The sequence below is a fragment of the Alphaproteobacteria bacterium genome (assembly GCA_002869105.1).
In the GTDB taxonomy this organism is placed as follows: domain Bacteria; phylum Pseudomonadota; class Alphaproteobacteria; order UBA7879; family UBA7879; genus UBA7879.
Genome location: PKTP01000004.1, coordinates 57,746 through 82,090, shown reverse-complemented (window position 1 = coordinate 82,090; position 24,345 = coordinate 57,746). Strand labels below are relative to the sequence as shown.

The 24,345-nt window shown below is 44.5% G+C and carries 21 protein-coding genes; 3 read left to right on the top strand and 18 right to left on the bottom strand.

Annotation, left to right across the window (positions count from 1 at the left end):
* Positions 1-26: 26 nt before the first annotated feature.
* Both C0582_02275 and C0582_02270 read left to right on the top strand, forming a co-directional pair.
* Complete coding sequence (locus C0582_02275) at positions 27-695, top strand: hypothetical protein (protein PLX30038.1); 669 nt, start codon at positions 27-29, stop codon at positions 693-695.
* Positions 641-808: a hypothetical protein gene (locus tag C0582_02270; GenBank protein PLX30037.1), complete on the top strand. Its 168-nt coding sequence runs from the start codon at positions 641-643 to the stop codon at positions 806-808. The genes C0582_02275 and C0582_02270 overlap by 55 nt, the downstream gene beginning before the upstream one ends.
* A 661-nt stretch (positions 809-1,469) precedes the next feature.
* On the opposite strand, the gene C0582_02265 is transcribed toward C0582_02270, so the two are convergent.
* The 13 genes from C0582_02265 to fsa form a co-directional block, all read right to left on the bottom strand.
* The gene (locus tag C0582_02265) at positions 1,470-3,290 is read right to left on the bottom strand and encodes a hypothetical protein (GenBank protein ID PLX30036.1); all 1,821 of its coding nucleotides are present in this window, start codon (positions 3,288-3,290) and stop codon (positions 1,470-1,472) included.
* Between the two features lie 73 nt (positions 3,291-3,363).
* On the bottom strand, positions 3,364-3,879 hold the full coding sequence (locus tag C0582_02260; GenBank protein PLX30035.1) for a pantetheine-phosphate adenylyltransferase: 516 nt from the start codon (positions 3,877-3,879) through the stop codon (positions 3,364-3,366).
* Positions 3,880-3,888: 9 nt separating this feature from the next.
* Complete coding sequence (locus tag C0582_02255) at positions 3,889-6,630, bottom strand: DNA gyrase subunit A (protein ID PLX30034.1); 2,742 nt, start codon at positions 6,628-6,630, stop codon at positions 3,889-3,891.
* A 57-nt stretch (positions 6,631-6,687) separates the two neighbouring features.
* The gene (locus C0582_02250; GenBank protein ID PLX30033.1) at positions 6,688-7,167 is read right to left on the bottom strand and encodes a single-stranded DNA-binding protein; all 480 of its coding nucleotides are present in this window, start codon (positions 7,165-7,167) and stop codon (positions 6,688-6,690) included.
* Between the two features lie 78 nt (positions 7,168-7,245).
* Positions 7,246-9,084: a DNA mismatch repair endonuclease MutL gene (locus C0582_02245; protein PLX30032.1), complete on the bottom strand. Its 1,839-nt coding sequence runs from the start codon at positions 9,082-9,084 to the stop codon at positions 7,246-7,248.
* Positions 9,081-10,364, bottom strand: a complete 1,284-nt coding sequence (locus C0582_02240; protein ID PLX30031.1) for a glucose-6-phosphate isomerase — start codon at positions 10,362-10,364, stop codon at positions 9,081-9,083. The genes C0582_02245 and C0582_02240 overlap by 4 nt, the downstream gene beginning before the upstream one ends.
* Before the next feature lie 9 nt (positions 10,365-10,373).
* Complete coding sequence (locus C0582_02235; GenBank protein PLX30030.1) at positions 10,374-10,853, bottom strand: hypothetical protein; 480 nt, start codon at positions 10,851-10,853, stop codon at positions 10,374-10,376.
* Between the two features lie 3 nt (positions 10,854-10,856).
* Positions 10,857-11,327 (bottom strand): signal peptidase II, encoded by a 471-nt coding sequence (gene lspA / locus C0582_02230; protein PLX30029.1) that lies wholly within the window; start codon positions 11,325-11,327, stop codon positions 10,857-10,859.
* Entirely contained in the window at positions 11,311-14,103 is a 2,793-nt protein-coding gene (locus C0582_02225) for an isoleucine--tRNA ligase (protein ID PLX30028.1), read from the bottom strand. Before C0582_02225 ends, lspA begins: the two co-directional genes overlap by 17 nt.
* Positions 14,104-14,118: 15 nt before the next feature.
* Positions 14,119-14,571, bottom strand: a complete 453-nt coding sequence (locus tag C0582_02220) for a hypothetical protein (protein ID PLX30027.1) — start codon at positions 14,569-14,571, stop codon at positions 14,119-14,121.
* Between the two features lie 155 nt (positions 14,572-14,726).
* The gene (locus C0582_02215; protein ID PLX30026.1) at positions 14,727-15,131 is read right to left on the bottom strand and encodes a hypothetical protein; all 405 of its coding nucleotides are present in this window, start codon (positions 15,129-15,131) and stop codon (positions 14,727-14,729) included.
* An 83-nt stretch (positions 15,132-15,214) separates the two neighbouring features.
* Positions 15,215-16,156, bottom strand: coding sequence for a recombinase XerC (locus C0582_02210; GenBank protein PLX30025.1), 942 nt, complete (start codon positions 16,154-16,156; stop codon positions 15,215-15,217).
* Positions 16,157-16,159: 3 nt separating this feature from the next.
* On the bottom strand, positions 16,160-16,813 hold the full coding sequence (fsa, locus tag C0582_02205) for a fructose-6-phosphate aldolase (protein PLX30024.1): 654 nt from the start codon (positions 16,811-16,813) through the stop codon (positions 16,160-16,162).
* A gap of 67 nt (positions 16,814-16,880) precedes the next feature.
* Between fsa and priA the strand changes: the two genes are divergently transcribed.
* Positions 16,881-18,857, top strand: coding sequence for a primosomal protein N' (gene priA, locus C0582_02200; GenBank protein PLX30023.1), 1,977 nt, complete (start codon positions 16,881-16,883; stop codon positions 18,855-18,857).
* Between the two features lie 38 nt (positions 18,858-18,895).
* Here the strand turns inward: priA and C0582_02195 are convergent, their stop codons facing one another.
* The 5 genes from C0582_02195 to ftsA all read right to left on the bottom strand — a co-directional run bounded on the left by C0582_02195 (position 18,896) and on the right by ftsA (position 24,344).
* Complete coding sequence (locus tag C0582_02195) at positions 18,896-19,525, bottom strand: hypothetical protein (GenBank protein PLX30022.1); 630 nt, start codon at positions 19,523-19,525, stop codon at positions 18,896-18,898.
* A gap of 89 nt (positions 19,526-19,614) precedes the next feature.
* Positions 19,615-20,565 carry a hypothetical protein gene (locus C0582_02190; GenBank protein ID PLX30021.1) on the bottom strand — a complete coding sequence of 317 codons (951 nt, stop codon included), beginning with the start codon at positions 20,563-20,565 and terminating at the stop codon, positions 19,615-19,617.
* A gap of 147 nt (positions 20,566-20,712) precedes the next feature.
* Positions 20,713-21,489, bottom strand: coding sequence for a hypothetical protein (locus C0582_02185; protein PLX30020.1), 777 nt, complete (start codon positions 21,487-21,489; stop codon positions 20,713-20,715).
* Between the two features lie 124 nt (positions 21,490-21,613).
* Complete coding sequence (locus C0582_02180) at positions 21,614-23,092, bottom strand: cell division protein FtsZ (protein ID PLX30019.1); 1,479 nt, start codon at positions 23,090-23,092, stop codon at positions 21,614-21,616.
* 28 nt (positions 23,093-23,120) lie between these two features.
* Positions 23,121-24,344 (bottom strand): cell division protein FtsA, encoded by a 1,224-nt coding sequence (ftsA, locus tag C0582_02175; GenBank protein PLX30018.1) that lies wholly within the window; start codon positions 24,342-24,344, stop codon positions 23,121-23,123.
* Position 24,345 lies beyond the last annotated feature (1 nt).

The following is a 24,345-nucleotide window of genomic DNA, read 5'->3' as shown; positions in this document are numbered from 1 at the left end:
ATATTTGTGTTTCATCCATATGATTTATGCACCTCAATTTAAAAACATACAATGCTATCATTTCAACGAAGTTAAGAGAAGAAGTCGACTGGTTTTTAAAAAAATATAACTTACATCATTTTTCCTATCAGCGGTTTTACGATGATGGCAGACACCTTAGTTTATTTAATAATTTGGAGTGGAGTGATTTTTATCTTGAATCACTCAATGAAAATAGCATTGCTTTTATTGAAAATGCCACAGGATTAGACCCCACAACGTTGAATCTTCGACTTTGGCCAACAGACTTAAAAGACAATGTTATCAATGCCCTCCACCAATACGACATCTGGAACGGTGTCAGTCTTTATCAAAAATTTTATGAAGGCGTTGAAACCTGGGAATTTGCTGGATCAAAAGAAGATTTATCGCTCTCTAATTTTTATCTGACGAAACAGCACCTTTTGAAGCAATTTATTGCCTATCTCAAACCACGCATTGAAACGCTTATTTATCCCAAAAACATCACACCAATCAAAGCAAGCAATACGTCTCATTTGGAAAATTATCATCCCAGCCAGCCCATCTGGATTGAAACACAGCCAACCTTGACGTGCATCGGGTTAAGGGGATGTGTCGATCTTAGCATTCAAGAAACCAAGTGTGTGCTGGAGCTAAAAAGGGACTGGCAGCAAAACAAATCGCTTCCAACTTGAGTCTTCAACCCAAAACTGTTGAAGAGTATCTCAGCAACGTGAGGCGCAAGCTTGGTGTTCAAAAAAACATCCACATCATCATTATGCTTCAAGGGGGGCATTTGGACTGCTGATGGTATTTGGCAAAGTAAAGATGATGGAGCTAGTGAACACACCACAGGCTGATGCCCATGATATCAGCCTTGGTTGCAGTTGGTCGAGGATAAACCAAAGCTTGCTTTATTCTACAAGCAAAGAGAGATCCCTCCAAAAGACTGGCTACCTCGTTTGGGTGTGCACATTATAAATTAAAGACAAAAAAAAGCTCACCGATGTGAGCTTTAATTGTTTAATTAATTATCTTGGACTTATGGACAGCCAGTCATAAGAGCTGTAGCAACAAGTACCATAGATATGCCAGTAGCGTAGAACATAATTTTTTTCATTTTTTGCCTCTTTTTTTTGTTTCTTACTTTACCTCAAAAAGCATAAAACCTTATATGCTTTTGATACATTTATCTTAATACATTTAAACAAAAAAGAAATTGTAAAAATTGATTTAAAATCTAAAATTCAGAGAAATCATCCCTAATGTAAGCCCTGATTTCTGCCATTAACTTTTTATTAATTTTATTTTAACTTAAAAAACGAAAAGTTAATAATGTAAAAACTGAATGTTTATGTTTTATTAAGAGAAAAATGAAAGAAGTTGAACAGAGCTCATTCAAGACAAGGCTCAATTCATGCACACATTTATCTCATTAAAATTGCGGATAAATGGAAACTTAATCACACTCACTTAACCGTAATACCTTCAGGATAGTACCCAGCCCAGACAAAGGCTGAACGCAATGGGCCAATATTATCAGCCGTGCAGGAAAATCCTCTTTTCTTATGATCAAAAGTTCCCCATAAACTAACATTTCCGGTTTGCATATGGCTGGTAGAAGATGCCGCTGCGTCTTTCTGTTGGTTCATAAGCGCCTTTGGGAATTGTATTAAACGATGGGAGCCACCATTTTTAAATCCTGCAATTTTACCACCAATAGCCGCCCAATTTTTATGGAATTTCTTAAAAGTTATTTGACTAACTTTTGTGGGATCAAATAAATCTATCAAAAATCGTTGGAATTGAGAGGGTGTTTCTGCTAGTTCTTTTCTCAGCTGCGCAAGGGTAATCGTTGAGCTGGCCCATTTCCTCACCATATCAGGATAAACAAACTCTTTTTCCTGTCTATCTTCAATAGCTTCACCTGCTTCTTCCTCATGGCCCTCACCGCCTGCAGCTGCAGCTTCTTCAAACTGCTCTTCTCCTTCTTCATCCATATCTAAAACTTCCATGACTGCCTCAAGAAGTTTTTCATCATTTTCTTCCTCAGGCATCCCAGCTGCAACACCTTCTGTTACCTGTTCCATAGAAAAGTGTGTTGAGAAATGTTCTGGATTTGGCTGAGTGCGGTTTTTATGTCCAAAACGATTCTTATTCCCTTTGCCTTTTTTGCCCTTATGCTTGGGCTTACTTGGTTTGGATGCTGCTTCCTCTTCGCGTTTTTTCTTTTCTATGGTTTGCTTATATTTAGCTATCGTAGCTTTCCAATCCACATTCATCGTTTTAGAAAGCCGATCATAATAAAAGCGTCCTCCTGCTAGATCTTCCAAACAATCTATAGCCTTCACTGATTCTATCCAATCTTGGACAGAGAGGGATATTCGGATCTTTTCTGTATTGTCTGTCTTAGATTGAAATACGCCGGTGAATGAATATCTTGGGTCTTTTAAATGAGCTTCAAGATCAGCCACAACCACCTCTATATTTTCACGTATCATCGTTGTAAGATCATCACTCTCTACATCGTTTGACTCTTTATAATGATGCTTCTCTTTAATGGTTGTCATTAAATCTTTACATAATTTTTTAAGAGGCTGGTATGCAATATTAAAAAGTTTGAATCCACAAAAATTATCAGGGCGCATTTCGGCATTCCAAGGCTTTTCACCATAAAGCGTCTCCCATAAGCTTGGCATCGTTTTCACTATTTTCTGAATGTTGTCATCAAGTCTTTCTTCATGTGACATTTGGGACCATGTCAAAAAAAGTAATTGATCCAACTGCTGAAACATTGATAGGTCATAATCGCCAAGTGTATTATAGATATCTGAACCTGAATAAAAATAACGGGATGGCTCGCTATGAGAGGAAATAAGATTGATATCTTGAGTCAATGATCCTCTGTACATAAAATCATAAATATTAGCATTCCTGGAGTTAATGATCCGATTTCTGTAATTCATACACTGAATGAAAATGTCTTGTATTGTTATTTCTGGATTTTCTATTAACGGTAGCACAGATTCAAGATGTTGATTTGAAGATGAAATTCCAGCTTCTAGTTTAGTCTTAAGCTCTGTTAGCTCTCGCACTCTTCTTCCACTCTCTTCTGCTGAAGCATTGTCTTTAGCAAATTCTTCAGATCCTGTGTATCGTTGAAAATTGGCATTTTCTTCCATCATCTCAAAGACAAGATGCGCCATCCGATCACGGGGCGATTTGGCTTTTAAATGAAAACTTACAGAAGAAGCGAATGTAAAAACAACAAGTAAAATATTTTTAATCATACAAATAACCAAAATAAAAGTTAGTTAACATATGGTTATTGGTAATAATAAATTCAATAGATTTGAAAACGAATTAATCTATTTTCCTATGAATGGCTTGCTCTACCCATTTGGGTACAAACCGGCTGATATCGCCCCCCATGTGAGCAATTTCTTTAACCAAACTTGAAGCCACAAACTGCATGTGGTCGGAAGACATCAGAAAAACGGTTTCAAGGTGATCACAAATCTTTCGATTCATGGACGCCATCTGAAACTCGTAGTCAAAGTCAGAAACAGCCCGGAGGCCCCGGATAATACTGCGGGCTGATTGGCTTTTAGCAAATTCAACCAATAGCCCCTCAAACGGGATAACCGTAATTTTGGATTGATCAATACCCTCTAGAGATTCAATAGATTTTTCAACCATTTCTTGCCTTTCAGCAAGGCTAAAGAGGGCGTCTTTTCTTGGATTGGTGCCCACAGCGATGATCAGCTGATCAACCAGCGTGGCCGCCCGGTGGATGATATCAAGGTGGCCATACGTGATGGGATCGAAAGAACCTGGATATACTGCGATATGTGGAGAATAAGCCAAAGCTTCTCTCATCCTCTCTCTTTACGATTCAGAGACTTCTGCTTCAAGATCTTTTGTTTCTGCATTGTCCACGTCAGCTTCTAAGAGATCTTGATCTTCAGTATCATAATCCTCATCATCTTCGTCTTTAGCCTCCCGAATCCAGTCAGCAGCAACGACTTTGGTTTTTTGATCAATGTTAAAGAGGCGCACCCCTTGGGTCCGACGGCCTGCAATACGAATCTCATCGATTTTGCTACGAATAAGTTGCCCCAAGTCTGTGATGATCATCAACTCATCCTCTTGCTCAACGGGGAAAGAAGCAACAATCGATCCTGTTTTAGCTGTCACTTCCATGTTCATGATACCCTGCGTTCCACGGTTGGTTTGGCGGAATTCATAGGAAGATGTTCGTTTGCCGTATCCTCTGTCTGTGATGCTCAAAATAAACTGTTCTTGCTCAGTCATTTGATCATATTGATCCCGTTCAAAGTTTTCCTCAGAAAAATCAGCATCCGTCAAAACGCCTTGGCGGTCTTTCCGTGAAAGCTTCAGATAAGCTTCTCGGGTTTCTGGCGTGTAATCTGTTTTTTTCAAAATGGCCATCGATACTAAGCGATCATCACCCGTCAGCTTAATCCCCCGAACACCATTGGAAGATCGGCTCGCAAATATGCGAACTTGAGTCACATTACACCGCACGCTTCGGCCATTGGTTGCAGTCATCAACACATCATTGTCATCAGAGCACGCAGCAACGCCAATTAAGTTTTCATCATCCTCAAGCTTCATCGCAATTTTTCCATTAGCGCGAATGTTGGTAAAGTCAGAAAGATTATTCCGTCGAATATTTCCTTTATCAGTTGCAAAGATAATTTGCAGATCGGCCCAACTCGCCTCATCTTCGGGCATGGGCATGATGGTTGTAATTTTTTCACCTTTATCAATAGGCAATAAATTGATGATTGGTTTGCCCAAAGCCGTGGCCGATGAAATGGGCAGTTTATAAACTTTCAAGTTGTATACTTGCCCTTTTGACGTAAAGAACAACAAAGGCGTATGGGTATTTTCAACAAAAACACGGTCAACGAAATCTTCATCACGGGTACTCATGCCTGAGCGGCCTTTGCCACCTCGCTTTTGCGAGCGGTAGCTCTTGACCGGCACCCGCTTGATGTACCCCTTATGAGTGACAGTGATCACCATATCTTCTTTTTGGATCAATGATTCAATATCATCGGTCAGCTCAGCTTCAATGATTTCTGTCCGGCGTTCATTGGCATATTTTTCACGAATCTCTTCAAACTCATCTCGAATCACCGTGATCAGTTTTTCCCGGTTTTGCAAAATGTCCAAGCACGCTTTAATTTCCTCAAGAACCTGATTCAAGTCTTCAGTAATCTTATCTTGCTCCAGCCCTGTAAGTCGGTGCAAACGCAAATCCAAGATTGCTTTAGCCTGCGCTTCAGATAAGTGATAGATGTTTTGTTTCGGCGTCAAGGCCTCCACCATTTCAATCAAAGAAGCAACAGAATCAGCCGCCCAGGCATGGGCCATCAACTTCTCTTTTGCCTCGCCCGGAGATTTGGCTGCACGAATCAAAGCAATCACAGCATCAATATTAGCAACAGCCACCACGAGTCCCAGATAGATCTGGGCCTTTTCACGGGCTTTATTCAACAAGTAATTGGTTCGGCGCGTGATGACCTTTTCTCGAAAAGCTAAGAAAGCCCGCAGCATCACCAAAAGACCCATGGTCTCGGGCCGGCCTTCATTCAAGGCCAACATATTACAGTTAAATGCACATTGAAGCTGTGTCTGGCGGAAGAGCTGGTTCAAAATTACATCTGGATCGATATCTTTTTTCAATTCAATGACAACCCGCATACCGCGACGATCAGACTCATCCCGCAAGTCAGCAATGCCTTCAATCACTTTGGTATTCACCAACTCAGCAATGCGTTCAACCAAGCGTGCTTTGTTCACTTGATAGGGGATTTCAGTCACAATAATCGCTTGACGATTATTGACCTCTTCAACATGGGTCTTCGCACGCATCACAACCGCGCCTTTACCCGTTACATAGGCTTCTTGCGCCCCACGTTGGCCAATAATATATCCACCCGTTGGAAAGTCTGGCGCTTTGACAAACTGCATGATTTCTTCAAGCGTCGCCCCTGGATGATCTAGCAAATGCAAGCAAGCATCGAGAACTTCGCCTAAGTTATGTGGCGGAATATTGGTTGCCATCCCAACGGCAATCCCCCCGGCCCCATTGACCAGTAGGTTGGGAAAGCGCGCGGGCAACACGGTTGGCTCGGTTGTGGTATTGTCATAGTTGGGAACAAAGGTAACCGTATCTTTATCGATATCCAGCATCAAGGAATGAGCGACCTGCTTCAAACGAGCTTCGGTATAACGCTCGGCTGCGGGCGGATCACCATCAACAGAGCCAAAGTTACCTTGACCATCCACAAGGGGCAGCCGCATAGAAAAATCTTGAGCTAAACGAACCATGGCATCATAAACAGCCACGTTTCCGTGAGGGTGGTAGTGCTTCAAAACTTCCCCAACAATTGCCATGGATTTTCGGTGCTGCTTGTTGTAGTGATAGCCCCCATCATACATTGCATAAAGAATACGACGATGGACGGGTTTAAAGCCATCACAGACGTCTGGAATCGCTCTAGAGACGATGATGCTCATCGCATAATCAAGGTAAGAATTCTTAATTTCGTCGGCTAAATTAACCTCGATAATGTTTTGATGCTTGTCGTTCGTCACGCTAGATCCTTGATGCTAAAAATGTTTTTTAAAGGGTTATGTAAATAGGCCGTGTGTCTAAAAAGGCGGCTCATCGTCAAAATCAGACGGCGCAGGTATGGCTGATTGTTGATTAAAAGACTGTCCCTGCTGCCCCCCACTGGCATAGCCAACCTGGCCAGTGCCTGCAGATCTCCCTCCTTCTGCGCGACTGTCCAGCATGGTGAGTTCGCCGCGGTACTTGCCCAAAACAACTTCAGTTGTATATTTTTCTTGGCCTTCGTTATCTGTCCATTTTCGTGTTTGTAATTGACCTTCCAGATAAACCTTAGACCCTTTGGTCAAAAACCGTTCAGCTACATCCGCAATCCGATCATTAAAGACAACAACGCGGTGCCATTCAGTTCTGTCTTTGCGCTCTCCGGTGGTTTTATCACGCCAGTTTTCCGAGGTCGCAATCGAAAGTTGAACGATTTTACTACCGTCTTGGGCGTTGCGGATTTCGGGATCTCTTCCCAGGTTACCCACCAAAATAACTTTATTGACACTTCCAGACATTCAAAACTCACAAATATGAGCCTCTAATGTACCTAATTTTGGTAAAAAAAACAACAATCTTGATTATTAAAACCCAATCTAGCGACGACCAAATAGCTTTTCGATATCCTTCAAAGCCAAGCGCACGTATGTGGGCCTACCGTGGTTACATTGGCCAGAGAAAAGTGTCTTTTCCATACTCCGCAACATATCATTCATTTCCGACAAGTTCAGCTGCCGACCGGCACGAATGCTGCCATGGCAGGCAATGGTGGCACACAGATCATGTAATTTTTCTTTGATGGCAAACCCTTCTCCATGCTGATAAATCTCATTAACCAATGTTTCAACCAGGTCATGGATTTTATCTTGTCGCAGCAAGGCAGGCATTTCTCGAATCAAAATCGTGTTATCCCCAAAGGCCTCAAGCACCAAACCAACTTGCTCAAATTGCGCGAGTTGATCAGCAACAGCCTCAACAACCCCCTTTTTAAAATGGACTACCTCCGGCACCAACAGAAGCTGCCGCTCAACCCCAACAGGATTTAAGGCCGTCTGCTTTAGCTCTTCATAAACCAACCGCTCATGGGCCGCATGCTGATCAACGATGACCAACCCATCTGATGTTTGACTGATAATATACGTGCCATGGATTTGGGCGCACGCAACGCCCAAGGGATAGTGTTGCGCTTCATCAAGAGACTGCTGATGATCACCTGCGTGCTTTTTGGTGGGCTGAATCTCGCCAGGCTGAAAAAGGGTATCCAAAGCTCTCTTTTCCATCAGCGTGGGCCGTGACGCATAAGACGATGTATATTTCGTCATTGGCCTTCCTGGATCCGCCAGGCGCTGGGCAGAGATTGGGGCCTGGAGTCTATCTGTCCATGTTCGAGGCGTCGATTGAAAAGAGTTCATTACATCTTCAGCCACAGAGGGCGCGGCAACCTGTGCGTGAGCACGCAAAGTATCTTTCAGGGAAGTGATGATAAATTTTCGAATCCGATCGGGCTGTGAAAAACGCACTTCGAGCTTTGCTGGGTGGACATTAACATCAAAGGCACTTGGATCCAGGGTCAAAAACAAACAGACTTGCGCATAACGATCACGGGCCAAAACATCGTGATACGCCGCTCTCAAAGCTGGAATCAACAGCTTATCTTTAATGAAACGCCCATTCACAAACAGTAATTGGTTATGAGCTGTTCCCTTATTATACGTCGGCAAACTCATCAATCCGCGCAACGCCATATCTTCATAAACCGTTTCAACGTCCAACGCATTCTGATGATAACCCGGGGCAAACACTTGATCTAATCGGTCCTGCAACGATTGGGTGCGATCAAACTGAATGATCGTTTTCTTATCGGTTTTCAGCGTAAAGCCTCTATCCAAATGGGCCAGAGCTATGTTTTGCAGCACCGTTGTAATATGGCTCATTTCTGTTGCATCAGAGCGCATAAAGTTCAAACGCGCCGGTGTTGCATAAAACAAATCCCGAACTTCAACAGTTGTTCCGCGGGGCATCGCCTTCGGTTTCAAGGGCATTACTGCGCCCCCTTCAACGGTTAAGCGCCAGCCTGTATCCCCCTCACCGGTTGAACTATCGATGGTTAATCGGCTGATAGATCCAATGGAGGGCAAAGCCTCTCCCCGAAATCCCATGGTCGCAATAGCCATCAGATTGTCGTCCGGAATCTTTGAGGTTGCATGGCGTTGAATCGACCGCTCCAGGTTTTCAGGCGTCATCCCCGAGCCATTATCCCGCACACGAATCAAATTCTTTCCGGCATCTTCAACGTAAACATCAATCTGATCAGCGCCGGCATCCAGCGCATTTTCCACCAGCTCTTTCACCACAGAGGCGGGGCGATCTACCACTTCACCTGCTGCAATCTGATTGATCAAAACAGAGGGGAGCAGGCGAATCTGTGACATCATTCGATACTTTTCGCCAAATACTCTCTCGCCAAAACCTTGCCTTGTTCAACGGCAGGTTGATCAAAAGGGTTCACATTCAAGAGCTCAGCTGCATAGAGGGTTTCAATCATAAAGTGCATCAATAGCGCACCAAGTGTTTCCGCATTTAATGTTTCATAAGTAATCACGCGCACCGGCTTGCGGTTTTGTATCAAAGTATCTCGCGTGGCCTCAAATTCAGCTCTCAACAAATCAGAAAGAGAGGTTCGATTCAGTAGGGATAACAGCTCATCATCAGGCAACCCCTCCATATTCGGGGCTTGATTGTCGGTGTTTTTTTCTGAACCAATCAGGGTAATCACTTTATCAAGGGGACCATCCAGATAAAGTTGAAGCTGGCTATGTTGATCAACCGTTCCCAAAGCATCAAGGGGCGTGGTTCCTTTCCCCTGTTTTCCCAAACTCTCCGCCCATAGTTGGCGGTACCATTTAGCAAAATAAGCCAATCGATCAACATACGGCATCAAAACGCTGTTGGGATATCTTTTTCCTAAAATAACAGCGGCAACAGCGCCCATCGCTGGCAGGTTTTCTTCAAGAGTTCTCTCTTTCAAAGCATGTTCTAAAACATCTTGGGCGCCTTTGCGAACAGCAAGCGGATCAATCCCCACCAACATCGCTGGCAACATTCCCACGACAGATAATACAGAAAAACGCCCTCCCAGATCAGGGTCATGCTCAATAACAGGCATGCTCCATTTCTTTGCAAGTCTCATCAGCGGTGAAGGTTTTTTCTCTGTAATAACCAGAAAGTGATCCGAGATGGCATTATCGCTTGCGCTTTGACGCCAGAAATTCAAGCAGCTTAAAAAGCCTGCCAGTGTCTCCGCAGTCCCCCCTGATTTTGAAATAACAACGAAACCCGTCTGCTGGGAATTAATGGTTTTAAAAAGAGCTTCAAATGTTGCTGGATCAACGTTATCTAAAAAATGCAACCTTGGCTCTCTCGCCTCGGATAAAACACGCAACGTTTGGCCGCCCAAACTAGAGCCACCCGTTCCAATGATAACAACATCGGTAAAGTCGTCTTGGAAGCGCTCAACATGTGGTGTTAGCGTTAACAAATCTTTCCGCAAGTAAGGAAGCTTAAACAAAGGCAAGGAGCCATCGGCAAAAATCTGATTGAAGCGCTCTTGAGCATTCAAAAATTTTTGTCGATACAAATCAAGTTGCGTTGGCTTAAAACCATTCTCACCAATCTTTTCTGCAAATAAGCCGACCAAATTTTGCTGATAGATCATTTCAATCCCTTATGACTGGTTTGTTGAACGTTCCGTATAAGGATTGATCACCGGTTCTTTTTTGTCTTGCGCCAATTGCTGCAAGAAAGAATCTTCTGTTTCAGTTGTTTCTTGGTGTCGCATCTTATTTTTAATATTTTTAGGAGCCTTACCTACGCCAGCACGATTCAAAAAGCCTTGATCTCCTGCCGTCGATTTATAATGACTACGATGTGTTGATCCCACCTTAGCAGAAGGTTGGTTCCTGGAGTCTTTTTTTAGCAAGGCGTCTTTAGCTTGTTGGCGTTTGCCCGTTTCTTGCGGGCGTTTCTTACCCGGCTCTGGAGGGCGCAAATCAAAATCTGTGGGCAACTCAAGAGGCGCTCTGTTCAGCACTTCAAAAGCATCGGGTTGTTTATTTTCCAGACCTAAAAATTTTTTTGTCGAATCGCAGCTAGCTAATAACAATAAAGCCAAGCAGCTCAAACAGAGGGAAAAAGGTTTAATCATGAATTATCTTTCTTTAACAGTTTTTAAGGTTAACAGGATTACTCCAATGACAATAGACGTATCTGCCACATTAAAAGCAGGCCAATGATAGTCATGCCAAAAAAAATCTAAAAAATCAACAACCGCTCCACGGAACAATCGATCATATAAGTTTCCAAGGGCACCCCCAATAATAAGGGCTAAAGCTGTCCGGGTGAAAGGAGATTGTTCGCGCAACAGCCAGCGCACCAAAAAACCAATCACCACAGCCACGATCGCTGTCAAACCCCAAAAAACAGTAACAGAGCCATTATTCAACAACCCAAAAGTTGCCCCGCGGTTGAAAACGAGCGCCAAATGAAAAAACGACGTCATTTCAACTGGAAGGCGACCCGCTCTAAAAAAAGCCAAAATCCATTCTTTAGACAGTAAATCCAGTGTAAAAACAGCCAGCATAAGAGCAAAAGGCCAAAACCGCCTAAGACACGAGCACATCATGACACCTTCCACAAACAGCAAGTTCTTCCGGCCCAACCAAGGTATAACCGTCTCCATATTTCCAGCAACGTTGACACTTTTGACCGGGATGCGCCCGCACAGCAACAGCAATATCTTGACCCTCTTGCGTCAACAAATCTGCCAATGGGTCAGAAACAAACGCCACCTGGGAAACGATAAAAAAATCACACCACTCACTGGCTGTAAAAGTATCCAGCAACGCGTCTCGCGCCATCCCTTCAAGCATGTCGAGCACATAAATCTCGACCACTGCCTCTAAGCTTGAGCGGATTTTTTTCGTCACCCTTGCTTGTTCAAGAGCCCAATTCACCTGATCGCGCAACAACCGCAGCACTTTTACTTTTTTGGAAAGATTCTCATCACACCACTGCTCATCTGGCTGGGCCAAATCACTTAGAAAAACACTGTCACCTGGTTTGAATACTTGCCATGCTTCTTCGGCTGTAAAACTAAGAATAGGCGCCAACCACGTGCACACAGCTTGAAAAATCTGAGCCAACACATAAACAGATCCCTGATAGGTTGTTGACCGCTCTCCCTCACAATACAAAACGTCTTTTCGAACATCAAAATAGAAAGAAGATAAATCGACGCAAAACTGAAACAGCTCGCGATAAATCCCATGAATGTTCACATCTTCTAAATGCTTCTCGCACGTTTTTATGACCGAATAAAGATGGGCCAACGCATATTTTTCCAAAACGGGCAAATCTTGATAGGGCACAGAAATCTCGCATCCTTGCTCTGGCATATTGCCCAACATAAACCTGAGGACATTCCGGATTTTACGATAATTTTCCTGCTGGACTTTAATCACTTGCTTACCCAAGCGCATATCGTTTTGATAATCCGATCCAGCTACCCACAGGCGCAGAATATCAACCCCATCTTGCTTAACGATGTCTGCCAGGTTAACCGCGTTTCCCTTGGATTTGGATAATTTGTATCCCTGCTCATCAACAATAAATCCATGGGTTAGAACTGATTTAAACGGCGCCTTACCATCGGCTGCCATCCCCACCAGCAAGCTTGATTGGAACCATCCTCGGTGCTGATCAGACCCTTCAAGATAAAGATCAACTAGCATCGAAATATCCGGATTCTCACGAATAAATTGGTAAGAACACCCGCTTTCAAACCAAACATCTAAAATATCATCAATCTTAATGTAGTCAGCCAAATCATATTCAGGCTCTAGAAGGGCGCGTACAGCGTCGTCATCAAACCAAAAGTCTGTGCCTTCTTTGGCAATTTTTGTCACAATTCTCTGATTCAGCTTGTTATCTTTTAAAATTTCTTGGGTTTCCTTATGAATAAACAAAGGCAGCGGAATACCCCATAAACGTTGACGCGACACACACCAATCTGGCCGGCCTGCAACCATCGCCTGAATGCGATTGCGCCCTTGGGTCGGAATCCATTTCACCTGATCAATCGCCGCCAATGCTTTTTGACGCAGCTGATTGGCTTCCATAGACACAAACCATTGCGGTGTTGTCCGATAGATTAAAGGGGCTTTGGACCGCCAAGAGTGGGGATAACTATGAACAATGTCACTACGCCCGCACAGCGCACCGACTTTATCAAGCGCCTCAATAATCGCTTCATTCACCTTATACACATGATGCCCAGCCCACATCGGCACATGGTCATAATACGTGCCATCATCCGCCACTGGTTGGGCAACGTCGATACCAAACTGTTTGCCCAACTGGAAATCTTCCACCCCATGTCCCGGAGCTGTATGAACCAACCCCGTTCCTTGGTCTGTTGTCACATGCTCACCTGGCAACAGTGGTACTTCAAAATCATAGCCTGTTTCATACCAGGGATGCTGCGCCTTCGTACCTGCAAGGTCCTGGCCTTGAAAGTGCTCTATCACCTCCACATTTATCCCAAGGGCGCTTTGCACCTTATCAACCAACTCAGTTGCCATCAAAAGGGAGTGTCTTTGGCCATTTTCCAAGCGCACTTCTGTCAAAACATATGCCACATCTGGATGGTAGGCGATGGCCCGATTGGCTGGCAGCGTCCAGGGCGTTGTCGTCCAAATCAATGCCTCGGCGCCTTTTAAGCGAGCTACAGGGCTGTCAACAATCTTAAACGCCACATAAATAGATGGTGATTTTTTATCTTTATACTCAACCTCGGCTTCAGCAAGCGCGGTTTGCTCAACCACCGACCAGTAAACAGGCTTCACACTTTTATAGAGATCCCCCTTCATCAAAAACTGATACAGCTTTTCGGTAATCAGTGCTTCGTTTTGATGTGTCATTGTCAAGTACGGCTGCTGCCAATCAGCAAAAACCCCCAGGCGCTGAAATTCTTCAGATTGAACTGCAACCCACTTTTGGGCAAAATCACGGCACGCTTGGCGAAAGCCAGTAGCGCCCACCTCTTCTTTATCTTGGCCTTTTTGCTTATATTCTTCTTCAACTTTCCATTCAATCGGGAGTCCATGGCAATCCCACCCAGGCGTGAATGGTGTTTTAAATCCTTGCATGGCTTTATATTTCAGGAAAACATCCTTCAAAATTTTATTCAAGGCATGGCCCATGTGCAAATGCCCATTGGCATAAGGGGGGCCATCATGCAAGGCATAGGTCTGGTTATTCTTATTTTTATCTTGGATTTTTTGATAAATGTTTTGTGTCTGCCACCAGCTAAGCGTTTGAGGTTCCGTCTCAGCCAAGCGCGCCTTCATTCCAAAGGGCGTTTGCGGCAAACGAACAGATTTTTTTACATCAGTCATAATTTCTCTAATTATTTATTTATCACAGCCACAAGATGCGTGCATGGCACCTGCAGATTTAATCGGCACCTTAATCTGAGTCGCGTTTCCTGAATCAAACGTCAAAGAAAGATCAAACGTGGCGCCTTTGACTAAAGGCTTTTTTAATCCCATGATCATCACATGCAACCCGCCCGGTTTCATCTCAACTTCACTTTGAGCGGGCACATCAATGGCTTTCACTTCACGCATCCGATAGGTGTTGCCTTCTTGAATATGCGTATGCAGTTCACATCGCTGGGCAATCTCTGGCGCAACACGTGCGGCAATCAGTTTTTCTGAAGAGTTTGAATGATTCATCAGCGTTAAAAAAACAGCGCCGTTCTTCCCGTTGGTTGCCCGGGCAAAGGGCTTGCTCACCTCAACATCGGCCAGAACGCCCGTTGAAAAACCAACCAATAGAAAAACCATCCAGATCATAGTTTGCATGTTTCAAACACCATAGAAGCTACAGCATTTATACGTTGGATGAGCGTCCTCGTAAAGGGGTTAAAACCAATGAGTGATTATGCCTTAGTTTTTATCCACTCCCTAACAAGCAAACGGGTCTATTAATCAGAATCATTCGTCGGAGGAGGGGGTAACTAGGGGTAGGTAGGCCCACATTCACGGCCCACATTCACATGTATTTTATACAGATCATTGGCAGTCCCATTGACTGCCTTTTTAAAGTCAAAAGTCGTATAGTTTCCGTTTTTGTATTCCTTAACAAAGTCAATCACCCATTGCGAGATAGTTTGAAACCCTGGTTTACATTTCTTGTTTGAGCAATCCACACTTTGAGGAACTTGAAGATTTAAGCCACATAATTGTTTTTTTGCTTTCGAATTATTAACTTGGTCATACCTGTTATCTGAATATGAAGCATTTCCATTAAAAAGAGCCGCTTTGTTAAAGTTTCCATCTTTGCATAGGCTATAGTTTTCCCCTTTTGACTCCGCACCAAAAAACAATAATACTAGAAAAATAAAATACCTTGTTTTGCCCATAACTTAATCCTCCCTAATAAGATCTAAAAAATTGTCTTAAATTAATAGTGACTCATTGACAAAAATTTTTCAAGAACTTACTTTCACCGACGCGGATGCTTACTATGATACACACTTTGAATGTGCTTCATATCCGCATGGGCATAGCGTTGGGTGGTTGAGAGGCTGGCATGGCCCAACAATTCTTGAATCACCCGTAAATCAGCACCACCTTGCAACAAGTGTGTTGCATAACTATGGCGCAACGCATGGGGTGTGAGCGTTTCCGGCAAAGAAAGTTCACGCCGCATTTTCAGCAGCATTTTTTGTGAAGCGCTGGGGCTCAGCGCGCCCCCGCGATTTCCTAAAAACAAGGGAGACGTAGTCTCACCCTCATATAGACAGGCCTTTCTATAACGGTCAATCAACACTACAATCTCTGGCAAAATCGGCACCATCCGGCTTTTGTTCCCTTTTCCTTTGATCACAATTTCCATTGTCTGGTCCGTGATGTCGCCTTGCTTCAGCCCCAGCGCTTCACTGATGCGCAGCCCCGTTCCATACAACAACGTAATCAAAGCCAGATCACGCATCCCCTGCCAAGAAGCCTGGTCTTGTAGCGGCTCAATTAAGTGGAGAAAATCGTCGAAACTAATGCCTTTTGGCATCAATTTTGCCAGTTTTGGGGCCTGAATATGGTCAAAAACGCTGTTTTTAATGCCATATTTTTGCGTCACAAATCCAAAAAAACTCCGTAAGGAAGACAGCGCCCGAGCAAGGGTTGCCGGGGCTTTTTTCTCTCGCAAGCGCCGTTGACTCAGCCAAGATCGTATCGTTGTTGTATCCAGGGCTTTCAACGCCTCAAGATCCAAAGCCCCGTCTAATCCAAGATGTGATCGATAAAAAAGAAAAAAATGATCTGTGTCAGTAACATAGGCCAGCTGGGTATGCGCAGAATACCGCTTTTCATACTTTAACCAGCCTTGCCAAGCAGCCCAGTCTTGCTGCAGTCCTGGGGTAAGAACGCCTTCTTTAGACGATGTCATTTTTTAAATCTTTTGCCCAGAGGCCAGCCAGTCTTTTTTGAATGTCTCCAGTCCCGCATCCGTTAGAGGATGTTTAAGCATCTGCCGAAAAACAGAAGCCGGGGCTGTTGCCACATGCGCGCCGATTTGTGCCGCAGTGACAATGTGCATAGGCGTTCGAACAGAGGCCACCAATACCTCCGTTGTGATCAAAGGATCGTTGTTATAGATCGTGACGATTTCCTCAATCAATCTCAATCCATCATGCCCAATGTCATCCAATCGCCCCACGAACGGAGAAATAAAGGTTGCCCCTGCTTTCGCAGCGAGTAAAGCTTGTGCTGCTGAAAAACAAAGCGTCACATTGACCATCACATCCCGCTCTCGCAGGCGATAGCAAGCTTTCAACCCCTCCTCTGTCAGAGGGACTTTAATTGTTACATTCGGGGCAATCTTTGCCAAAGAGCCCGCCTCTCGCAACATGCTCTCCGCATCATCGGAAACAACCTCAGCACTCACAGGTCCTGACACCACATCACAAATCGCTTCAATGACAGCGTGAATATTTTGATTACTTTTCGCAATAATACTGGGATTGGTTGTCACACCATCCACCAGACCCATGGCTGCCAGGGATTCAATTTCTTGGAGGTCGGCTCCATCAATAAAAAACTTCATACGTTGCCTCAACGGTTTATGCTCAGTATAGTCACTTTATACAATATCAAAATTGAAGTCACTGACAATGAATGATAAAATCGCAAAAGTTTGCCTGCCCATCAGCCTGGAGCCGCTCGATTATCTTATTCCAGCCTCCCTCACCATTCAGCCCAATTCCCTTGTCAGCGTGCCATTCCGCAACACCCAACATATAGGATGGATCACAGAAATCATCGATTCTTCCACTTTGCCTTCCACAAAACTGCGGGCGATTGAATCTGTCCATCCCATCACTGTTTCGCTCCAAAACAGTGATTTTATATCCTGGATGGCACGCTACACCATGGCGCCCCTCGGCCTGGTTTTAAAAATGTTTTTAGGGGGACTCAATCCTAAAAATATCCAAAGTTTGACAGATCAAAACCCCACGCCATCTCTGACTTTTTCCTTTCAATCCCTGGCACTCAATCAGGAACAAAGAACAGTTGCCAGCCACCTTGAATCTTTGGTTCAACAACATATTTTCACCCCTCTCCTACTAGAGGGTGTGACGGGCTCTGGAAAAACAGAAGTCTATTTTCAAGCAGTTCAAACCTGTTTAACCCTTGGTAAAAGAGCCTTGGTATTGCTCCCTGAAATCAACTTAACCGCTGCTTGGCTGCTGAGATTTGAAGCGTGCTTTGGTTTCAAACCTGTTTTTTGGCACTCCCATATGACGCCCAAACAACGTCAAAAATCTTGGCACACCATTGCCACAGGCACACCTGTCGTTGTCGGCACCCGGTCTGCACTCTGTCTTCCTCATCATGATCTCGGCTTAATCGTTGTCGATGAAGAGCATGATACCAGTTATAAACAAGAATCACTGGTCCGCTATCATGCCCGTGATATGGCCGTACGCCGCGCTCAACTAGCCACGTGTCCCATCATCCTGACATCAGCCACGCCCAGCATTGAAACCTTGCTCAATGTACGTACCAACAAGTATCAAAGCTTTCATCTCACCCAGCGATATGGCGCTGCCTCCATGCCCAAAATTCACCCGATTGATCTTCGCCAAGAACCTCTCACCAAAGGGACCTCTCTTTCCCCAACACTTTGGCGCGCCCTAGAAGAGAATCACGCCCAAGGGGAGCAATCCCTTCTTTTTCTCAATCGCCGTGGCTATGCCCCCATCGCCTTTTGTTCAAGTTGTCGCTGCAATCAAACCTGTAAGCGCTGTGATGTTAATTTGGTTTATCACCAGCATAAACAGGCATTGCTGTGTCATCACTGTGGCTATCAACGCAAGGCCAGAAGCGCCTGCAACACCTGCAATCACACAGATGAATTTTTGTTTTTTGGTGTGGGTGTTGAAAAGCTGATGGAAGAACTCCGGGAAAAGCATCCCGATTGGTCCTTGTTACTGATGACCAGTGACACCCTCTCAACCCCAAAGAAAATGCAGCAGGCTTTTGATCAAATTGAGTCTGGATCCGCCCAAGTCATTGTTGCCACCCAAACAATGGCTAAGGGCCATCATTTTCCTAACCTAACGTTGGTTGGTGTCGTCGATGCAACCCTGGGTCCCATTGACTATGATTTGCGGTCAACTGAGCGCAGCTTTCAACTGCTACACCAAGTGGCTGGTCGCTCGGGCCGGGCCGATAAGCCGGGTCATGTTTATCTTCAAACCTTTGCACCGCAGCACCCAGCTTTCCAAGCACTCTGTCAAAACGATAGCCAAAAATTTTATCAGACAGAATTAGCACAACGTCAGCGTCTCGGGCTTCCCCCCTACGGCCGCCTCACCGCCCTCATCCTTGAAGGACCCAGAGAGGCACAGGTCAAAGAAGCAGCCCTCTCTCTTCTAAGATCCCATCCCCAAAAACCAGGGATTCAAGTTCTGGGACCCACGCCCGCCCCCTTGACTCGGGTCAAAAAATCATATCGATGGCGCTTATTGCTCAAATCAGACAAAACCATTTTGCACACCTCGTACTTGCAGCAATGGCTGGCTGGCATCACCCTACCAGCCCCTTTAAAACTTACCATCGACATCGATCCGCAGTCTTTTATGTAATGATATGAGAGCGAGTGTTTATGAAAGAAGCGCTATGTTCAATGCCTTGAGTGCTCTCTGAGACCAGAAACGGAAAGCTTAAAAGCCAAGGGTGGCTGGTTTTTAGAAACTACAAATTGAGCAATCGTAAAAAGCTCTGGATCTAAATCATCCAGGCGCGACTGTTTCATTGCCTCCACTTCTTGCTCCGTTGCTTCTTCAAAGAAAAGCGGTGATTTATCAACATTATAGGGGCAAATAAAACACAATTTTCCCGCATTTTTGCCCTGTCCAAGCCCTACACCAACCCCTCTTTTTTGCAACACTGCTGCCCGCACCCTTTGATAAATACTTTCCTGATCAAAGGGATTACGACCTGCCATCAATTCCTGTTGATAGCCCCGCTGTACTTCTGGAGAGGCTCGAACCCTTTGAATACACCTCTCAATTACCGGAAAAATTCCTTGGGAAAGAACAGATTCATTAATCACAACGTGTTGAGGTTCAGATTGAAAAAAAATCGCCGCTTGCCGGCCCATATAACTTTTAATTTCTAAAATTTTAGGTGGGTGTAGCACCTTCCTGACAGGCTGTCCTTCTTCAGTTCTCTCGTCATTCATATCGGGCATCGCCACCACTGACATGGTTAGAAACTTAGTCAACACCAAGAAAGAAAATACAATTCTCATTTTTACTTCTCCTACATCTTGTTTTTAATAATCGAATAAAATTTTTTTATATTAAGTAAACATCTCAGGCAATATGAACCTTACTCAATTCAGGATTTGTTTGATAATGCTTGCCCCCACGCCATCAATCTCTTTTGTGAGGCCTGAAAATCTCTCTTTGCTTCTAAATCTCTGGTTTTTTGATGCGCTAAGCCATAATACCCTGCCGCTTGTAAGGCAACAGCTCTCTGCAAAGGGGCAATGGAATCTTCATCCTTAATTTTCAAAAAAAACCGTGTTAACTTACAGGCCATTTCCTGGTGTGTCTCTATGGCAGAAAAATGAAGTTCTGCCCAAACATCACACACGGCATCGGTCAAATTTTCCCTAGAGACCTCCTCAAAAATAATGCCTAACTGTTCACGGCTATTTTGCCGCACCTTCAACCGCATTGAGTCAACATCGACTCTTTGATGAGCACCCAACTCATTGATCGCTTTATTGATTTCTTGTTGATGCAAATCTCTCATCAAGTCATAGGGTAAATATCCATAGGCCTTTTGAATATCTTTATCTCTATGCTCAGATTCAGGATATTGGAACGGCTCAAAAGAAAAATGGGTGATCAGCTCTTGAGTGCTCAATCCAAAAAGCCCTGTAGTATGATCAAAATATTCTTGAGACCATCGACGAACCCGAGCTGGTGGGTGAAAGTATTGGACGGCGCCCGCACGAAAGTGCGTATGATCATCGATATATTTCGCTCTTAAATAAGCCCCAAAAAGTTCAGCTGAAACAGCTATAGGAAAACGTTTAAGAACTGGCAGCATCTGCCGTGAAAATTGGTGTGTACTCTTAATAATCTCTAAAACCGGGAAATTTTGAACAAACCTTTTGGCTGTTGTCTGAAACCGTTGCAAGCCTGCTTGCCAGTGTGCTGAAGCATATCGTCTCCCACCTTCATTTTCACCGTCCCCTATCTCTGGCCAGGCTGCTTTCACTTCTTGCTGGGGCGTCCCTAATAGCACCACCATGATCATTGTACTTTTCAAACGCAACATCCTTACCTCCCTTTTTTACTTATTTTATAAAATAGTCGCCAAAAGTAAAAGGAAGATGCATCAATAAAGAAGATGTAATATTTATGTATTTAAAAATACTGAAGTAAAGATCACTTCCTTAAAAGTCACAATCTGTTTAGGAGCGTCTTAAGACTGTCGCTCAAATTGCAGGTTAATCTCAGACGGCATGATTGCTTCCGAGGCATAGAGCTTTTCTTTTTCAAAAGGAATCACCTCACCCGGCAAAGCCAGATTATCTTTTGTAGAGAATGTCCAAGAATCTAAAACGCATAATCCACGCTCTAAGAAATGATTAGCGCCGAAATTTTTTTTATCCCACCAGGCTTGTTTGCCGCAATCTGCTTTGCCATAAACAGTTACCCGCACCCGCGGCACCATACGCGCTTCTTGCTCAGGGGGCTGGTACTTGATTTTACCCCGAATAACCAATTTATCACCCGCGTCGGTTCCCAGTTTTCTAAAGGTGACATCGTGAAAACTAAAAAACTCATTGCGCGTATTCACTTCAAGTCCTAAAGCTTCATAAGCAACCTCAGCTTGGGGGATGGCATGAACAATATGGTATCGCATCAACACCAAAATCGGCATCATAATTAACAGGGAAATGGCAAGATAAAGGCTCCAAACCAAGCGTTTTTGTGTTGAAGATACTTTATAAGCAACTGGCGTGGGGCCGGGCTGAGCAACTCTAAGCGGCTCCTCAAAGGAGTGAGAGTCAAGCGTGGTACATTCTTTTGGATCACCGTCGGGCCGCGCAGATGAAGCTCGCTCATTTTGATTATTAAATTGATGTATCCATAGATGTTGGCAAGAAGAGCACCGCAGCCTCACCGCTTTTTTATCTGCCACCTGATCGTCAGGGACTTGAAACTTTTTTTCACAACACGGGCAGCTGATAATCATAGTGCAAGCTCAAAATATTGGTTTTATGGTACTACATTTTTTCAGGATATCAAATACCCTAGGGGACTCTCAGCTTCCGCGGCTTTGCAACGCAAGCGTGAGAATCTCATACCGCTACACCTAATCACTTCTTTTTCTTAGCACGCAAGAATGCGGGGATATCCAAATCATCCTCTGGCTTACCGCCTTCTTGACCACGTCCCTGATCAAACATGGTTTCATACGGGGCCTGCCCTAATTGATCCTCTGGACGCTCTTCAAGCCTTTCATCATCAGAAGGTCTGGCCGCCTTGGGAGAAGGCCGGGGCGCTGGTTGTGGGTCCTGCCTATCTTCGCTACGCTTTTTACCGAATCCCCAGCGCTCAAAAAATGATTTTTTCTTACGCGTCAATGGGGCAGGCTCTTCTGAAAACGGTGCTGTCTTCAACGGTTCATACGCACCGTTGTCTCCAGATTCATTGCCAGGAAAGCGATCTAGAGATGAAGATCCATCTGTTGTAGGCGCATTCGACTCCCCAAATTCATAGGGTGCCATTTCGGGCGCCGCTGAAGCAACAGACTGTCTTTGCCCCGCCTCCTCTTCATGAGATTCTTTTGTCTGCTTCAAAAAGCTCATTTGTTCACCAAAAGCTTTTTTAACACTTGGCTTAGCGTTGATCCCCGTTGCCACAACTGACACACGCATCCGGCCACTCATTTTCTCATCAAAAGTAGAACCAAAAATAATATTTGCTGCCTCATCTACTTCTTCCCGAATCCGATTTGCGGCTTCGTCCACCTCAAATAACGTCATGTCTAATCCACCCGTGATGTTAATCAAAACACCTTTAGCACCGCGCATGGATACTTCATCCAAAAGAGGATTCGCTATCGCTGCTTCTGCTGCTTCAATGGCACGATTTTCATTTTCCGCTTCTCCCGTACCCATCATGGCTTTACCCATTTCGCTCATCACCGTTTTAACGTCGGCAAAATCCAAGTTGATTAATCCCGGCATGATCATTAAATCCGTCACACCCCGAACACCGGAATGCAGGACATTATCAGCCATATTAAAAGCATCGGCAAAGGTTGTGGTATCCGTTGCCAAGCGAAATAAGTTTTGGTTAGGAATCACAATCAAGGTATCCACGCAATTTTGAATTTCTTCAATGCCCCGTTCCGCTGTTTTCATACGGTGGATGCCTTCAAAATTGAAAGGCTTTGTTACCACACCAATGGTGAGAACGCCCATTTCTCTCGCTGCTTTAGCAATCACAGGAGCAGCGCCTGTTCCGGTACCGCCTCCCATACCAGCTGTCACAAAAAGCATATGAGACCCTTTAATATGCTTCATAACCTCTTCGATATCTTCTTCAGCAGAAACCCGGCCCATATCAGGTTTTGATCCTGCGCCTAATCCTTGAGTTGTGTCATTCCCAATTTGGATTTTTTTCTCTGCCAAGGACTCCCGCAAAGCTTGTGCATCTGTATTACAAACTAAAAAGTCAACGCCTTCCAAGTTTGCACGGATCATGTTGTTAACGGCATTCCCGCCGGCTCCGCCAATACCAATGACCGTAATTCTTGGTTTTGTATTATCTATGTGATTTAAATCAGCCATTTTTAATCCTTATCATTTTTGTAGTTTACTATAAATTTTCTTTGATCCAAGCCCCGATTCGCTTGTGCCACTTTTTCTCTTGATGAGCGCCTTTTTTTGAATCTAATAAAGCAGCATAGAGCAATCCAACCGCCGTTGCTGACGCAGGGCTTTGACTCAGAGATACGGCGCCAGAAACGGCCAAAGGCCGGCCCACACGCACAGGCTTTTCAAGCAATCGATTCCCCAGTTCGCGCATACCCGGAAGTTGACAGCTCCCCCCCGTAATCACATATCGACATCCGGCCGTACTCTCTAGCCGTTGGCCTTGTACTTTTTGTCGCACCATCATAAAAATTTCTTGCGCGCGATAATAGATCACTTCAATCAAGTCAGCTTTGGTAATTGATTTTGCTCCCACTTCTCCCCCGGTGGGATAAATTTTTTCTGTGCGATCTGCAGGGGAAACAACCAAACTGCCATATAAGTTTTTAATCCGCTCAGCTGATTCAAAGCGCATCCCAAACGCCTGGGCAATATCCCGCGTAATATGGTTACCCCCGATGGGAATCACGCTTCCAAACACAAATTTTCCTTTGTGGAACATGGCAACACAGGTTTGGTCAGCGCCAATATCAATGGTTGTCACCCCTTGCATACGCTCATCATAAGAAGCCGTAGCTAACCCAGAGGCCATGCCAGTGAAATAAAGCCCTTCAACCTTCAAGTGACAACGCCGAACAACCGTCCTCAGTGATTTCAACAAGTCACGTTTAGCCGTCATAACATGAAACACACCAGCAAGCATCTGTCCTGAGAGTCCAATCGGGGAGCCGTTGATCTTTTGCATATCGATGGATAAGGCAAGTTCTTGTGCGTAAAGAAGATCAAAATCTCGCTCTGCTGGGAGAGTTAATTCAATGTCATAAAGTCTAACGAGATGGGTTTCATCAACCACCCGTCCCGAGAGCACTTGCTGAACTTGAACCCATTCTGATATCAGCTCAACGTTAGCCACGTTAATCGCAACAGATTTAATCGGCTCGCCATACTCTTGTTCAGCCTGGCTCACACATCTTAAAAGAGCGCTCTCCAAAGCATCGGCATCAACCACCTGACCTTTATGCAAACCCCGGCTTGCCGTTTGCTGAGCGCCCCGGATTACCAGTTTTTTATGCATCGGATCATAGGAACCAATGGCACAGGTAATCTTGCTGGCGCCTATGTCAATGATTGCTTGGATGTGTCGGGTGAAATGCTCTGTATTACTCATG

Coding starts and splice junctions, on each gene's coding strand:
- lspA (PLX30029.1), bottom strand. CDS start 11,327: ATGTGCTCGTGTCTTAGGCGGTTTTGGCCTTTTGCTCTTATGCTGGCT.
- priA (PLX30023.1), top strand. CDS start 16,881: ATGAATGATAAAATCGCAAAAGTTTGCCTGCCCATCAGCCTGGAGCCG.
- C0582_02195 (PLX30022.1), bottom strand. CDS start 19,525: ATGAGAATTGTATTTTCTTTCTTGGTGTTGACTAAGTTTCTAACCATG.
- C0582_02235 (PLX30030.1), bottom strand. CDS start 10,853: ATGATTAAACCTTTTTCCCTCTGTTTGAGCTGCTTGGCTTTATTGTTA.
- C0582_02265 (PLX30036.1), bottom strand. CDS start 3,290: ATGATTAAAAATATTTTACTTGTTGTTTTTACATTCGCTTCTTCTGTA.
- C0582_02250 (PLX30033.1), bottom strand. CDS start 7,167: ATGTCTGGAAGTGTCAATAAAGTTATTTTGGTGGGTAACCTGGGAAGA.
- C0582_02185 (PLX30020.1), bottom strand. CDS start 21,489: ATGATTATCAGCTGCCCGTGTTGTGAAAAAAAGTTTCAAGTCCCTGAC.
- C0582_02215 (PLX30026.1), bottom strand. CDS start 15,131: ATGGGCAAAACAAGGTATTTTATTTTTCTAGTATTATTGTTTTTTGGT.
- C0582_02190 (PLX30021.1), bottom strand. CDS start 20,565: ATGTTGCGTTTGAAAAGTACAATGATCATGGTGGTGCTATTAGGGACG.
- C0582_02260 (PLX30035.1), bottom strand. CDS start 3,879: ATGAGAGAAGCTTTGGCTTATTCTCCACATATCGCAGTATATCCAGGT.
- C0582_02240 (PLX30031.1), bottom strand. CDS start 10,364: ATGATCTATCAGCAAAATTTGGTCGGCTTATTTGCAGAAAAGATTGGT.
- C0582_02210 (PLX30025.1), bottom strand. CDS start 16,156: ATGACATCGTCTAAAGAAGGCGTTCTTACCCCAGGACTGCAGCAAGAC.
- C0582_02225 (PLX30028.1), bottom strand. CDS start 14,103: ATGACTGATGTAAAAAAATCTGTTCGTTTGCCGCAAACGCCCTTTGGA.
- C0582_02180 (PLX30019.1), bottom strand. CDS start 23,092: ATGGCTGATTTAAATCACATAGATAATACAAAACCAAGAATTACGGTC.
- ftsA (PLX30018.1), bottom strand. CDS start 24,344: ATGAGTAATACAGAGCATTTCACCCGACACATCCAAGCAATCATTGAC.
- C0582_02220 (PLX30027.1), bottom strand. CDS start 14,571: ATGCAAACTATGATCTGGATGGTTTTTCTATTGGTTGGTTTTTCAACG.
- C0582_02245 (PLX30032.1), bottom strand. CDS start 9,084: ATGATGTCACAGATTCGCCTGCTCCCCTCTGTTTTGATCAATCAGATT.
- fsa (PLX30024.1), bottom strand. CDS start 16,813: ATGAAGTTTTTTATTGATGGAGCCGACCTCCAAGAAATTGAATCCCTG.
- C0582_02275 (PLX30038.1), top strand. CDS start 27: ATGCACCTCAATTTAAAAACATACAATGCTATCATTTCAACGAAGTTA.